11 protein-coding genes and 2 pseudogenes are annotated in these 13,826 nt (G+C 68.2%); 7 read left to right on the forward strand and 6 right to left on the reverse strand.

Translation table 11 applies throughout. The features are described 5' to 3' along the window. From ACWEVS_RS45030 to ACWEVS_RS45045, 4 genes and pseudogenes are all read right to left on the reverse strand, one after another. Positions 1–546 (reverse strand): annotated as a pseudogene (locus ACWEVS_RS45030) (hypothetical protein); the annotation flags it as partial. 339 nt (positions 547–885) lie between these two features. Next, the gene (locus ACWEVS_RS45035; protein WP_452419504.1) at positions 886–2,202 is read right to left on the reverse strand and encodes a hypothetical protein; all 1,317 of its coding nucleotides are present in this window, start codon (positions 2,200–2,202) and stop codon (positions 886–888) included. 681 nt (positions 2,203–2,883) lie between these two features. Further along, positions 2,884–3,741, reverse strand: a complete 858-nt coding sequence (locus ACWEVS_RS45040) for an NAD(P)H-binding protein (protein WP_452557237.1) — start codon at positions 3,739–3,741, stop codon at positions 2,884–2,886. Positions 3,742–4,182: 441 nt separating this feature from the next. After that, entirely contained in the window at positions 4,183–4,905 is a 723-nt protein-coding gene (locus ACWEVS_RS45045; RefSeq protein ID WP_452557239.1) for a TetR/AcrR family transcriptional regulator, read from the reverse strand. 117 nt (positions 4,906–5,022) lie between these two features. Between ACWEVS_RS45045 and ACWEVS_RS45050 the strand changes: the two genes are divergently transcribed. The 5 genes and pseudogenes from ACWEVS_RS45050 to ACWEVS_RS45070 all read left to right on the forward strand — a co-directional run bounded on the left by ACWEVS_RS45050 (position 5,023) and on the right by ACWEVS_RS45070 (position 10,225). Continuing rightward, positions 5,023–6,303, forward strand: coding sequence for a hypothetical protein (locus ACWEVS_RS45050; RefSeq protein ID WP_452557241.1), 1,281 nt, complete (start codon positions 5,023–5,025; stop codon positions 6,301–6,303). Positions 6,304–6,621: 318 nt separating this feature from the next. Beyond that, a pseudogene (locus tag ACWEVS_RS45055) lies at positions 6,622–6,852 on the forward strand (transferase); the annotation flags it as partial. A 902-nt stretch (positions 6,853–7,754) separates the two neighbouring features. Further along, complete coding sequence (locus tag ACWEVS_RS45060; protein ID WP_452557243.1) at positions 7,755–8,825, forward strand: DUF2867 domain-containing protein; 1,071 nt, start codon at positions 7,755–7,757, stop codon at positions 8,823–8,825. A gap of 72 nt (positions 8,826–8,897) precedes the next feature. After that, positions 8,898–10,049 (forward strand): cytochrome P450, encoded by a 1,152-nt coding sequence (locus ACWEVS_RS45065; protein ID WP_452557245.1) that lies wholly within the window; start codon positions 8,898–8,900, stop codon positions 10,047–10,049. Beyond that, positions 10,043–10,225 carry a ferredoxin gene (locus ACWEVS_RS45070; RefSeq protein ID WP_452557247.1) on the forward strand — a complete coding sequence of 61 codons (183 nt, stop codon included), beginning with the start codon at positions 10,043–10,045 and terminating at the stop codon, positions 10,223–10,225. The genes ACWEVS_RS45065 and ACWEVS_RS45070 overlap by 7 nt, the downstream gene beginning before the upstream one ends. Before the next feature lie 610 nt (positions 10,226–10,835). Here ACWEVS_RS45070 and ACWEVS_RS45075 read toward each other — a convergent pair. After that, entirely contained in the window at positions 10,836–12,269 is a 1,434-nt protein-coding gene (locus ACWEVS_RS45075) for an MFS transporter (protein ID WP_452557249.1), read from the reverse strand. A 90-nt stretch (positions 12,270–12,359) separates the two neighbouring features. Here ACWEVS_RS45075 and ACWEVS_RS45080 point away from each other — a divergent pair, with 90 nt between their 5' ends. Next, on the forward strand, positions 12,360–12,929 hold the full coding sequence (locus tag ACWEVS_RS45080) for a TetR/AcrR family transcriptional regulator (RefSeq protein ID WP_452557251.1): 570 nt from the start codon (positions 12,360–12,362) through the stop codon (positions 12,927–12,929). A 100-nt stretch (positions 12,930–13,029) separates the two neighbouring features. After that, a complete protein-coding gene (locus tag ACWEVS_RS45085; RefSeq protein ID WP_452557253.1) occupies positions 13,030–13,290 on the forward strand; it encodes a nitroreductase family protein in 261 nt (86 codons plus the stop codon). 299 nt (positions 13,291–13,589) lie between these two features. Here the strand turns inward: ACWEVS_RS45085 and ACWEVS_RS45090 are convergent. Beyond that, the coding region (locus ACWEVS_RS45090) for a transposase (protein WP_452557256.1) at positions 13,590–13,826 on the reverse strand (237 nt) is incomplete at its 5' end.

Raw genomic sequence — 13,826 nt, forward strand, 5'->3', positions numbered from 1 at the left:
CCGCATGGGGATGGGGTAGGCGAAGTGCCGGCGCAGATCGACGACGCCGTCGGCGTCGGCGTGGGCGGGTAGCTCGTCGACGACGTCGGTGATGACGGCGGCGATGCGGGGGCGCAGCTGGTGGACGCGTCGCGGGGTGAGGGTGCGGGTGACCAGACGGCGGAGCCGCTGGTGTTCGGCGCCGTCGGCGGTGACCATGTTGGTCACCTTCAGCATGCCGACCAGGGGCCAGTCATCGCCGATGTCGCCACGCCGCACGCAGGTCCACCTGTGCCAGTCCTTGCTGATGCGCACGTCGTTGAGCAGTTCGAGCATCAGCTTGTGGCTGGTGACGGTCCAGGCGGGAATGCCGCCAGGCAGGATGACGCGCACCACGCTTCCGGCGGCGCGCAGGCGGGCGGCCTCGCCGTGGTGGTCGGCGCCGGTGGGATCCAGCGTGATGACGGGCACCTGCCGGCCGTCGGCAGGGGCGGAGCCGGCTAAGTGGGGGCAGCCGCTTGAAACGGCGGAGCCGGATGCGGTGGCGGGCCGATCGTGTGGGGTCATGTGGTCCTCCGGGTGTGATGAGAGGGAAAGCATCGCCTCGTACGGTGCCCAGCCCGCCGCCGTTGACGCGGCCGGCCAGGCGCGGGTCGGTCAGCATCAGCCGGAGCGTCTGGGGGATCCAGATCAGGGTGGTTTCATACCCGTCCGAGACCATGACGACGATCGACTGCGGGATCTCCGCGCCGCCGTGATCGTACGGCCGGGCCCCGCCGGCAGGTGGCCGTGCACTTCACCGGCCCGGCCGACGCGGCGCTGAAGTCCAGCCGGCAGTCGGTCCTGGAGGGCATCGTGGGCAAGCGCGCCGACTCACCGTACCGGCCGGCCACGTCGGCACGGGGTTCACCGACCGGGTGCGCCTTCGGTGTAGATCGTGGCCATGCCCTGCTCATCGATGACGCAATGTTCGTCGAGAGCCTTGCGCTCGAGTCGGCCGCGTAGGTCGCTCTGGTCGCCCGCGATGCACAACTCGGCTCGTAGCGGAGGCGCGCCGTAGTACGGGCCGTTGTCGCCGGGGCAGTCGAATACAGCGGGGTTGGGATTTTCGCAGCTGCTTCCCGGTGGAGGCTTGCGCTTGTCTTCGGGGTGCCCGAAACCCGCGACATGCATCATCTCGTGAATGAGAGTCTGGGAGATCTCCGCATCACCCTTCGGGAAAAGAAGTTGAAAGTTGACTTTCACCTCTGTGCTGCCCGGGGGATGGGCGCCGAGCGTCCCGGGCTTGTCGAGCGTCGTGTGATGAATGGAGAAATCGTAGGCCCGGAGGAGATTCTTCTTCTCCTCCGCCGACAGGTTGTCACATCCTGCGATACGTCTCAGCGCGAACCTGTGTCGGTCGATCAACCTGTTCCGGTTCGCCTCGGAGATGTCGTTCGCGAAAGTAAAGTGCAGGAGGCGGAAGTTCATCGGGAAAGCCGGTCCAACGGTGTTGCCGATGACGTTATGGCCCCATACGTCACCGTCACCCCTGAAGACGATGAGACGGTTGACACTCGGCGCCACGAACCTGTCCATGGCACCGTTGATCGCGACCTTCGCTCCGTCGAGCTTGAAGCCTGGCCCGATGGTGTTGTTGATGACGCCACCCGGATCGACCTCATGGCACCAGACGTCGCCACTTTCCGTGATGACGAACATGCGGGAGCCCAGCGTGGCCACGAACCTGTCGACGGGGCCGTTGAAGGCGACCCTCGCTCCCCCGCACTTGGTGCCCGGTTTGATGGTTCTGCCGGTGATCTCATGACTCCAGACGTCGCCGCTTTCTGTGATGACGAACATACGGTTGTCATTCTTGAGGCCACTTGTGACCACGAACCTGTCGACGGGGCCGTTGAAGGCGACTCTCGCTCCGTCGAACTTGAAGCCCGGCCCGATGGTCCTACCGGCGATCTCATGGCCCCAGACGTCGCCGCTTTCCGTAATGACGAAGATGCGGTCGTCCTTCGTGACCACGAACCGGTCTATGGGGCCGTTGAAGGCGACCTTGGCTCCGTCGAACTTGAAGCCCGGCCCGATGGCGTTGCCTTGGAGATCATGACCCCAGACGTCGCCGCTTTCCGTGATGACGATGATCTGTCCGCCGAGTCCGATGTCATGCACGACCACGAACCTGTCCACGGGACCGTTGAATGCGACGGGGTTGGGTGCAGTCAGAGACATGATCGATAATCCTTTGCAGGACCCACGGGAAAGCACGCCCATTCTGGACTTACCGTCTGACGCCGTTCATTTCCAAACCGGAAGGCTACGCCATTCAGGCGAAAACAGCGCACACCAATCCTAGCGCGCCAGGGTCGACAGAAAACAAGAAAGCGGATTCCTCAATCTCCGAAAGACGGCTGAATATACAGCTAAACAAATGGCCACTAAACCTCGATCTGTCAAGATCTTCCTGCGCAGACCGTGGCCCACAGCGGATCAAGCACCTGATCGGCAGTCATCAGGCGCGGCGGAAGGAGCCGGGGTTCCGGCTCTGCTTCGGCCACCCGGAGTTCGACGTGGCCACGCCACGCCGCTCTCGACGACGGTGAGGATGCCTGGCCGCGCCTGCGCGACGCCCTCGTCCACGGGCGGCCGCTCCATGAGGACCATCTCACACCGATCGCCCTGCTGGCCACCCCCGGGCCGCCCGTCTGATCACGCCGGAGCGCGGACGCGAACTCCTGGCCATGAGACGGGGCCAAACGCAGGTCAGCCGCTACGCGCGCACCCACTCACTGCTCACTGGGGATTGAGAAGGTGCCGGATCACGGGCGGCGCCGGCGGGCGTCGTCGACAGAAGGGGCGATGCGGCGGGCCGAGACCCCCGCTACACCGCCCCGCGCCTCGTGCCGGCGGCCGTCAGTCGGCCGGGGCCAGCTCAGCGGCGTGGTCGGCCGCCCACTGCGCGAGCGTGCGGCCCTTCCTTCCGGCCACCTGCTCGAAGGTGGGCGAGACCGAGGGGGGCTCCTCCGCGTACTCTGCCTGGTAGCCCAGGATGAACTCGGCGATCTCCATCGGGAGCCCGGCCTCGATGTAGGCCTGGCGGGCCTGCCCGTAGGTCAGTCCCTCGAAGGCGATCGCACGGCCGAGCCCGGTGCCGATCGCCTGCGCCTGCTGCCGGTGGGTGAGCGCCTCCGGGCCGGTCAGGTCGTACGCCTGGCCCGCGTGACCATCCTCCAGCAGGGCGATCGTCGCGACCTCGGCGATGTCGGCCTCGTGGATCGGCACGCCGACGCCATCGGGGTAGGCGTTGCGGACCACGCCCTCCCTCCGGATGGACTCACCCCAGAAATCGAGCTTGTTGACGGCGAACTCGCCGGACCGCACGTGGGTCCAGGCCGCTCCGGACTTCTCGACGACCTGTTCCACCGCGTGCAGTATCTCGTAGAAGCCGGCCCGCCGGCCCGTGACGCCAGAGCTGGTCAAAGACACGATCCGGGCGACCCCGGCCACCACGGCGCGGCTGACGAAGGCTTCCGCGAGGTCGGTCGCGTGCTCCGGATCGAAGATGCCGGGGATGAGGAACACACCCTGCACCCCGTCGAACGACAGCTCGCCCGGACGGTTCAGGTCACCCTGCACGACGTCGACGCCGTCGGGCAGCCCGGCCGTCTCCGGGTTGCGGGTGAGCGCCCGCACGGGCCGTCCGGCCGCGACGAGCCGATCGACCACGTGCCTGCCCACGGTGCCGGTCGCTCCGGTCACGAGGATGGTCATGGAGAACCTCTCTCTGTGTGGGAAACGAACGATGGGTGCGGGCCCGCTGCCGAAGACGGTAGGACAGGTCCGGCCGACCTCGCACATGGAACGTTCCCACCTGGGCGTTAGTGGCCGTTCGATGTCGTTACACCGGAGAAAGACCGCATGAGCGATCGATCGGGTCATGGCCGAGCAGCGCCAGCCGATCAGGGCCTTTCCGCTTTGCCCTGAAGGTGGCACGGACGTGTGGGGGCGACTTGAGATCCCGCGCGGCGAACCCCCCAGGCCGCGGTCCACATGACCCGCGTGACGTATCGCTGGCTCGGCAATGTCGGCACCGCCGGCGCCTATCTCGCAGCCGTTCACGGTCTGCTGCTGCCGCAACAGCATCTCTAGAGGGCTGACCGCTACGGCAGGCGCCTTCGTGCCCGGCGCGCGGGGCGTTGCCGGAGGAGCGAGTCAGGCCACGTGCAGGTTTGGACTCCGCGTGAGGCCGAGGAGGCCGAGCAGGTCGTCCATCATGTGCTCGAACAGCGGCAGAGGGTCCTCGAAGGCGAATTTGTGGTGTCCGTAGACGGCCATGCAGAGCAGCCCGTAGATCTGCCGCCAGCAGATGACCATGAGCAGCACGACCCCGATCGGGAACTCCAGGCCGACGGTTGTGCGGTAGGTGCGCAACTGCGACGCCAGGACGGGGTCGATGTCCTCGTCGGCGAGGCAGGTCAGCTGCCCTTCGTGCCACAGCTGTGCGAACAGCCGCCCGAACAGGCCGCCCAGCTCGCGCGCGATGACTATCGGGATGCCCTCCTCTGACGCGGCGACCTTGGGGAAGCCGGCGCCCATGAGCAGGTCGAACTCGACCTTGTTGGCCAGCGACCAGTCGAGCACGGCCCGGGTGCCGGCGTGCAACTGGGCGCTGACGTCGTCGGGGTCCTGGCGCTGCACGGCCCGGGCGACAGTGTCCATGAACTCCGCGGTGACGTCGTCGTAGACGGCGCGGACGAGGCCTGCCCTGCCGTTGAAGTAGCGGTAGAGGGCGGGGGGCGTCACTCCGACACCGCGGGCCACGGCGGCGACGGTGAGGCCCTCGACGCCCTCCTCCGCGGCGATCCTCCGGGCCACGACCTTGGCGTCGCGTTCGAGCTCGGCCCGCATTCGTTCCCGTCGCGTCAACGCTGTCACTCGCCTATCTTCTCCGGTCTCGCCGGCTGTGGCCACTTGCGGTGAAGAGGCAACACATGGTTAATGGTATTCACTCTTTAATGGATCATCATTGAAACGGCGTGAAGGAGTCCTTCGATGGGTACCCGCAGAGGCGGCTGGCCGGCGACGGTCGTCGCGATTCTCCTGGCGACCACCGGCTGTGCGACGCACGCCGGCCCCGCCGCTCAATCACAGCCGGGCCCGAGCGTCACCGCCACTCCGGACGTCAGGAAGATGGCACTGGCCGAGGCGGCGAAGAGCCTCCCCGCCGTGCTCTCCGCCCCAGGGCCGGTCGCCTGCTCGAGGAATGACGATCAGTGGCAGGCCACGGCCTACGACGAGGCCTTCCGCACCCGTACCGCGACCATCTCCAGCACCACGCTCGCGCCTCTCCTGACCGAGATCGCCACGAAGGTGGGCGGAGAGGAGGCGTTCGTCCGCAGCCTGTGTGGTGCCGAGGGAGATCCCGGCATCAGCCCGGTCTCGCCGGACGGCCGCCGGGTCGCCGTCCAGGTGGACTTCCCGTCCAGCGGCGACCCGACGCACGTCGGCTGGCTGGACCTCAGCACGGGGACATTCACGGACCTCACCGACAGGTCGAGCAAGAAGGGGTACGTCAAGGAGACGTTCTCCGACAAGGACCCCGGATTCGCGTCTGACGGGTCGTTCTGGTTCCGGCGCGACTCCCAGCAGTACTTCTCGGCGGACCCGAACGGCCGGCTGACCCCGCGCCGGCTCAGCCTGGCCTGTTTCAGCAACAGGGACGAGGACACCTTCTACCGCGTCGTGCGGTCGGTCGCCGTGCTATGCCCAGGCATCGTCCACCCTTCCGGGAGGTTCGCGGCCGATCCTGGTGGCGTGGCCGTAGGGATGGCCTTGGTCCAAGGAGTCGAGCTGGACATCCTGGCGAACACGGTCGACCGGTACGCCGACGCTCCCATCCACCTGCCGTTCGGCATGAAGGTCGCCGTGCGCGACGGCGGTGACCTGCGAGACTGCAACCCCGTCGCCTGGATCAACACCACCGACCTGCTCTGCACGGGAGCGAGCAACGACTTCTACACCGTGGAGATCGACCCCAAGACCGCCCGGAACGACCTGGAGTACGTGCAGTCCACCGAGGTGAAGGTGAAGGCTGAGATCGCCCCCGCCACCGAGACAGCGATCATCTCGGTGGCCGTCTCCCGGGACCGCCGCTCTCTGATCATCGCGGCCGACGAGAACAACAGCACCGCCACGGCCAAGCTGTACCGCGCCAGCCTGGTCTCCCCCTCGAAGCCCGTGGAGATCGGCCCGATCCCGGCAGAGTCGCGGGAACACTTCACCCTCTTGGGCAACTACCAGCAGCCCGTACGAGCCGCCAGTAGCTTGCACTGACCGTGAGCTGGGAGGTGTACTGCGGGTACAGCACCTCTGGCCGGTAGGTGCCGACCGCGTCGACGATCTGCTGGTACTCAGTGTCGGCCACCAGCTCAGCGGCTGGCTCGTTGAGATGCTCCTTGAGCTCGGCCCAGCGTGCCCCGGCTGGTTCCTCGGCGTTCGCAAGCACCTGATCGTCGCCGGGCAACACCGGCGGGCAGATCTGACATCCTGATAGTCCTCGACGCCGGCCGGCGATGTGTCCTATGTCATGGAGGCGATGGGCGGGCGCCATCCTGTCCACGAGGTAGGTCAGACCTGAACCAGGCGTAGAGTTCCGCCGCCATCCACGCCGCCCTCGACGCCGCCCGGCAGCAGGGCGAAAACGTCGTGCTCGTGCTCGGCCACGCCGACTACTACCCGCGTTTCGGCTTCGTCCCGGCCTCCGGCCACTCCATCCGGCCACCCTTCGACGTCGAGGACAAGTACATGATGGCGCTCGTCTTCGATCCCGCCAGGTCCGTGCCGTCCGGCACCATCCGCTACCCGGCGGCGTTTGGAGTCTGACCCAGGCTGTTCACCCGGCGGCGTGACGCTGCGCAGTAGATTCCGGATTTACTGCGGCAGCTGGCGCGCCGTGTCATTTTGAGCTGGATCGCCCACACCGGTGATCATGGTCGAGGTGCACGCACTGCGGCAGAGACAGGCACACGCGTGAGCCTGATCGCCGCCGACGTGATCCCGCTCGGACATGATCGGCCCGGCACCTACGCCGACGCGGTCGGGATCTATCTGCGCTCGGCCGGGATCGCCGCCTCCTCCCAGCGGATCTGCCGGATCTCGCTGACCACCGGGGCGTGGCTCGCGCGCGGTGAGCGGCCGCCCCTGGGCAGGGCCCGCCGCGGTGCCACCCCTGCGTGTGGTCACCGTGATCGACGATCCCGAGATCCATCGCCTGGGGTTCCGGCCCGCGAACGGTGGTGGTCTCGCGCTTGACACCAGCAACACTGAACCGCCATCGGACCCCGCGGCCGGAACCTGACTTCCAAGGCGCCTCATCCGAGGCTGGCCCTCACCATGCGAAACCACCCACAACGTCTCGGCGACCGCCTGAGGGCCCTGCGACCGGTCATTGCCGCCGCAATTGCCCCGGTCGAACCGCTGGAGCAGGACTCCGATCAGGACTGAAGCGGTCGAGCCCTGGCCTGACCTTCTCTGATGCCGAGGGGTCCGGCGCGGATCTTGCGCCCACGATGTGTCCCGCCTCACCTCTCCACCGCATATACGCCACCGTATATTCGGGCTATCCTCCAGTTATACGGTTGCGTATACGCGAACGGAGACAGTGAGATGACCGGTGGTTTTGTCGCCTTCCCCTACCCGCGGTCCGAGCGTGGCCTTGCCGAGCGCCGCCGCAAGGCACGCCGAGTTCCTACCCTCCTCGCGCGGTAAGAGAGGTGGTCGCGGTCATGAGGATTCCGAACACTGCACACACCCGTCGCCCCTGGCGGATCCACGAGATCGCGGGCGATTTCCGGCTCGAGGATGTCTGGGTGATTCGCACGCCCGGCGCCGGGCCGGACGACTTCCCCAGGATGCTCGCCGCGATGCAGGCCTTCAACGACTCCGCGCGAGACCCCCTGCTTTTCGGGTTGCTGTTCGCGGTGCGCTGGAAGCTCGGCGCTCTCCTGGGATGGGACACATCCGAGGCGGGCGTCGGGGCGCGGGTCGCGTCCCTGGTCGACCGCCTGCCGAGCGACCTCCACGAGGCTCCACGCGGCTCGGACGTGGGGTTCGCACCGTTAACCCCGGTGTACGAGCTCGACGACGAGTGCGCCCTCGAACTGGCGAACAAGACGGTCCACACGGTCATGCACCTGGGGTGGGCGCCGTCCGCGAGCGGCGGGCACGAGCTCCGCATGGCCGTCCTCGTGAACCCCAACGGCCTGCCCGGACGGCTCTACATGGCCGCCATCGCGCCGTTCCGGCACCTCATCGTCCTGCCAGCATTCGTACGGCAGCTGGAACGCGCGTGGCAGGACCGTGGCCGCCCGGGTACGGAAGCCGTGGAAGGCGCCGTGGGAACGCAGAACGTCCCCGAGTCCGTCCGCGCTCTCAGCTCGTTGTCCCGCATCGACTACGTCGACCACTTCACCCTCTTCACGGACGTGGACGCGACACCGGAGCAGTGGGCCCGGGCGATGTTCGGCGATGTCCCCGATGCCGCGGAGCAGGTGATCTGGCGCGGTTTCCTCGGTCTCCGCATCAGCCGGGGGCGATCGCCGGACACCGTGGCCGGATGGCGGATCGCCGAACGCGGCGACGACTGTATCCGTCTTGAGGCCGCTTCCTCGTTCGTGACCGGCAACCTTGTCGTTCAGGCGAGCGATGGGCGGGTTTCGCTGGGAACGTTCCTGCGCTACGACCGCCTTCTGGGCCATGGTGTGTGGCCTCCGCTGGCCGCCGTCCATCGCCGACTGGCGCCCGGGCTGCTCCGGGGCGCCGCGGCCAAGATGCACGGCCACCAATTGCCACCGTGACGTCCGCCCCTCCGGCCGGCCCGTGGAACCGCACCGGCCAGAAGTGATCGCGACAAGACAAGGAGATGACCGATGAGACCGATTCCCACCGACAGGGGCGACTGCCCGTTCGACCCGCCCATCGGCATGGCCGACGAGGCACTCGGCAAGGTACGCCTGGCCACCGGCGACGACGTGTGGCTGGTGGCCCGCCATCACCTGGTCAGGCAGGTGCTGGCCGACACCCGCTTCAGTTCGGAGCTCGACGGAGGTCTGCGCGGTGTGCCGCTGCATGCCGTACGGCCGGAGCCTGGGATGTTCATCCAGATGGACCCGCCCGAGCACACGCGGCTGCGACGGATGCTGACCGGGCGGTTCACCGTCCAGCGGATGAACAGGCTGCGCCCGCAGATCGAGCAGATCGTCGCCGACCAGCTCGACGTGCTGGAGCAGCAGCCCAGGCCCGCGGACCTGGTGGCGAACTTCGCGCTGCCGATCCCGTCGCTGGTGATCTGTGAGCTGCTGGGCGTGCCGTACGAGGATCGCCAGGAGTTCCAGCACGCCGCCGCCCTGCTGGTGGACCTCACCGGCAGCCCGGAGGAGCTCGAGGCTGGGATGCTGCGGCTCGGTGAGTACCTCCTGGAACTGATTGCCCGCAAACGGGTCGAACCAGGCGAAGGGCTGATCGATGAGCTGCTCGACAGCGGGTTGCGTGACGAGGAACTGGTCGGGATCGCGGTCGTGTCGCTGATCGCCGGTCACGAGACCACGGCCAACATGCTCGGTCTCGGCACGCTGGCGCTCCTGCAGCACCCCGAACAACTCGCCCTGGTACGGCGAAGCCCCGAGACGGCCAGGACCGCGGTGGACGAGCTGCTGCGCTACCTGTCGATCATCGACACCGTCATGCTCAGGAGAGCGTCCATCGACCTGGAGCTCGACGGACAGGTGATTCCCGAGGGCGACTTCGTGACCTGCTCCCTGGCCTCCGCCAACCGCGACCCGGCCCTGCTCGAGCGGCCCGGCGAACTGGACGTGACCAGGCCGAAGACGCCGCACGTGGCGTTCGGGTTCGGGCCCCACCAGTGCCTCGGCCAGAACCTCGCCCGGCTGGAGATGGAGATCGCCTACCCGGCGCTGTTCCGGCGGCTTCCGAAGCTGCGGCTGGCCGTACCTCTGTCGGAGGTGCCGTTCAAGAAGGACGTGGCGGTCTACGGAGTGCACCGACTGGAGGTGGAATGGTGATCACGGTGGACCAGGGGCGGTGCGCTTCGTCCGGGCAGTGCGTGCTGTCCGCGCCGCAGGTGTTCGCGCAGGACGAGGAGGACGGGCGCGTGGTGCTGCTCGACGAGCAGGCCACGGGCCAGCAGGTACGGCGGGCCGCGACGGGCTGCCCCACGGGGGCGATCAGACTGGCGTAGGCGGCGCCCTCGCGCCGGTCGGCATCGGCGCGAGGGCAGCGCCTGCTCCAACGCGGCCCACCAGCGCCGGCTCGAAACCGATGTCACGGAGAAGCCGCTCGCCTGACCGCACCAGGTCGGCCGCCGTCAGACGGGCAGCGGGGCGTACGAGGACTTCCCGCACGGCAGCGGTGCGCACGCCCCCTCCTCCAGCAGGCAGACCGGCTCCACGACAGGTGCGGCATCGACGGCTCAGTCGAGGACTTCGCCGACTGGCTGATGTTCGGCGGCAAGCTCCATCGGCCACAACGACCCCGACTACCAAGAGAAGATCATCAACGAGCTGCCGGCCAACTGCGTCATTCACTGGACGGCCCAGGACATCACGGACGCGGCCAACGCCATCGCTGCCGACGGCCACCCCGTCGACCTCGATGACCTGGCCAGCATCTCGCCGCCGGTTCGGCAACTGGATCCCTAACCTGTACCCGCCGGCACGCCAACCCCACCACCCGACTCGACCTCGAGTCCCAAGTCCTCTTCGCCCCAGAACCGGCCGCTCGCTCGCCGCTGCGGGTGTTCTTCGGCACCGAGGGGCTGCGGATGACCAAGCAGGCCTACGTCGAGCGGCTCAAGAGGTGGGCCGACTGGGACGAGCTGTCAGCGGCGGCTCACTGACTGCTTGGCCTCCTGGCTGTTCGGCCCGGACGCCCCTCGGCGTCCGGGCCGCGGTCAGCCACAGGCCGGTGAAGACGGCGCAGGCCAGCGTCACGGCACCCGCCGCGAGGAAGGCGCTGTTGAGGCCGGACTCGAAGGAGGCGCCGCCGGACTCCCGCGTGTGGACGATCGCCCCGAGCACCGCCACTCCGAGCACCGCGCCGATCTGCCGGGTGGTGCTGCTGACGCCCGAGGCGAGGCCGCCCTCCTGCGGGCTGACCGCCTGGATGGCGGCCCCGGTCAGCGGCGACATGGTGAGAGCGAACCCGATGCCGACGACCGCCAGCCGCCACCACACGTTCCCGTAGCCGGTATCGGCGTGGACGAAGCCCAGCGCCAGCAGCCCCAGCCCGGCCAGGGCCAGGCCGATGCCGACGACGACGCGGAAGCCGTACCTGGCCGCGAACCGGCCCGCGTACGGGCTGACGATCACCATGGCCAGCGAGGTGGGCAGGGTCCGCAGCCCGGCGGCCAGGATCGAAGTGCCCTGGACGTAGACGAAGAACTGGGAGAAGAAGAACGACGATCCCATCAGCGCGAACCCGACCACGACCATCGCCGTGTTGGACACCGTGAACAGCCGCTGGCGGAACAGCCGGAGCGGCAGCATCGGCGTCGACACACGACCCTCGACCACGACGAACGCGGCCAGGAGCACCAGTCCGGCGGCGAAGCTGCCCAGGATCACCGGCGAGGTCCAGCCTCGGGAACCGCCCTCGATCAGGCCGTAGGTCACAGCGCCCACGCCCGCGGCGGACAGGACCGTGCCGGGGACGTCGATCGGCGGCGCGCTCGGGTTGCGGGACTCCCCCAGCACGCGCAGCCCAGCCAGCAGCAGGACCGCCCCGATGGGCACGTTGACCAGGAAGATGGCGGGCCAGCCGAAGGACTCCACCAGTATTCCGCCCGCCAGCGGTCCGGCGGCCAGGCCGAGGCCGCTGAATCCGGCCCACAACCCGATCGCCCTGACGCGCTCTCCCGGGGCGGGATACGCGGCGGTGAGCAGCGCCAGTGAGGCGGGGCTCAGCGCCGCGGCCCCGACGCCCTGCAGCACCCGCCCGGCGATCAGCCAGCCGATCGAGGGCGCGAGCGCACACACTACCGACGCGGCCGTGAACACCGCCACCCCGGCCAGGAACACCCGCCTGCGGCCGAACCGGTCGGCGAAGACGCCGCCCGACAGCAGCAGCATGGCCACCAGCAGCACGTAGGCGTCGACGATCCACTGCAGGCCGGTCAGCCCGGTGTGGAGCCGCTGCTGCATGTCGGGCAGGGCGGCGCCGACGATCGTGTTGTCGAGCAGCACCATGAACTGACCTGCGCAGGTCAGGGCGAGCAACGCTTTCACGTACATCCCTTCTAAAAGCAGTTTATGACTGCGTTAACGTAGACCCTCGAAGGCTCTAACGCAAGTCTCGACTGCGTTAAGGTGGTGGGCATGGATGAGCAGGAGCGGGCCAGGCGGCCCGGCGGGCGCAGCGCCCGGGTCCGCGCGTCAGTGCACCAGGCCGTTACCGAGCTGGTCAGGGAGCGCGGCTACGGAAACTTCACCATCGGCGACATCGCGGCCCGCGCGGGCGTGGCCGACACCAGCCTCTACCGCCGGTGGGGCAACCTCCAGGCCCTGCTCAGCGATGTGCTGCTGACCCGGCTCAACGCGCAGTCGCCGATGCCTGACACCGGCAGCCTGGCCGGCGACCTGCGGACCCACGCCGCCAACGTGGCCCGCGAGGTCACCGGCCCCGACGGACTGGCGCTGGTGCGACTGACCCTCGCGCTGTCAGGCGAGGGTCAGCAGGGCCTTCAGGCGCGCGACGAGCTCCTGGCCGACCGCACCAGGCAGTTGCAGGCCGTGCTCGACCGGGCCCGCGACCGCGGCGAGGACCCGCCTGACGTACTGGAGGTGCTGGACCATCTCCTGGCGCCGATCTACATGCGCGTCCTGTTCGGCGCGGGCCCGCTCACCCCTGACTACCTCGACGGGTTGGTCGACCGGTTGCTCGCCTGATCCAGTCCGTCGCGCCATCTCTTCGGTGACAGGGAACCCCCCTGCGCGCGCATGAACTCCACCACCGTCTCCACCTGCTGCTGGGCCTCGACGCGCCCCGGTGGCCGTGCAGGCGGGGGCGTGGGGATCGATCCTTCCGGCCGTGTGGAGTTTCATGCTGGCAGCCCGGGCGCGCGGCCTGGGCACCGTGTGGACCACCGCACAGGGACCGCTCGAACGCGAACTGGCCCAGGTGCTCGGCGTGCCGTACGAGGAGGTCATGCTGGCGGCCTTCATCCCGCTGGCCTTCACCCTCGGCACCGACTTCAAGCCCGCTCCCCGTATCCCGCGCAAGGAGGTCCTGCACTGGGAACGGCGGTGAACACGCTTGCCAGGCACGTCCCGACCCCAGGGGCGGCCTGGCAAATCGGACGCACACGGGGGCGCTCTCGCCCCACCGATCCCGGGACAAATCCGCAGGTCCCGGTGTGCGGAGTTGTCGCCAACCGTGGCCTTCACGGGTGTAGTGGGCATCGGTTGTGGGGACGGACGATGGCAGGGTGAGCACTGCGAGTGAACAAACGCACAGGTCAGCCCGGATAGCGGGCGCTCCGGGGACGTGGCCGGGCGTGCCCTGGCCATGAGCCGGTATGAGAGGGCGTTTGGTTTGAACTTTTTGCCCTAGTACGTCCCTCGACAGGTTGGTGTGGTTTCGCCGGTTACACGCTTGCTGACGTTGTCGATCATCGCAATGTGGATCACGGCTTCGGAGCTTGCGGGCAATGTCTCGTAGTCGCGGGCGAGCCTGCGGTGCAGCATCAGCCATCCAAGGGTGCGTTCGATGACCCAGCGGCGTTTGAGCACGTGGAAGCCCTTGACGTCGGGATTGCGGGGGACGATCTCGGCGTCGATGCCCAG

This window comes from Nonomuraea sp. NPDC003754, from assembly GCF_053605785.1.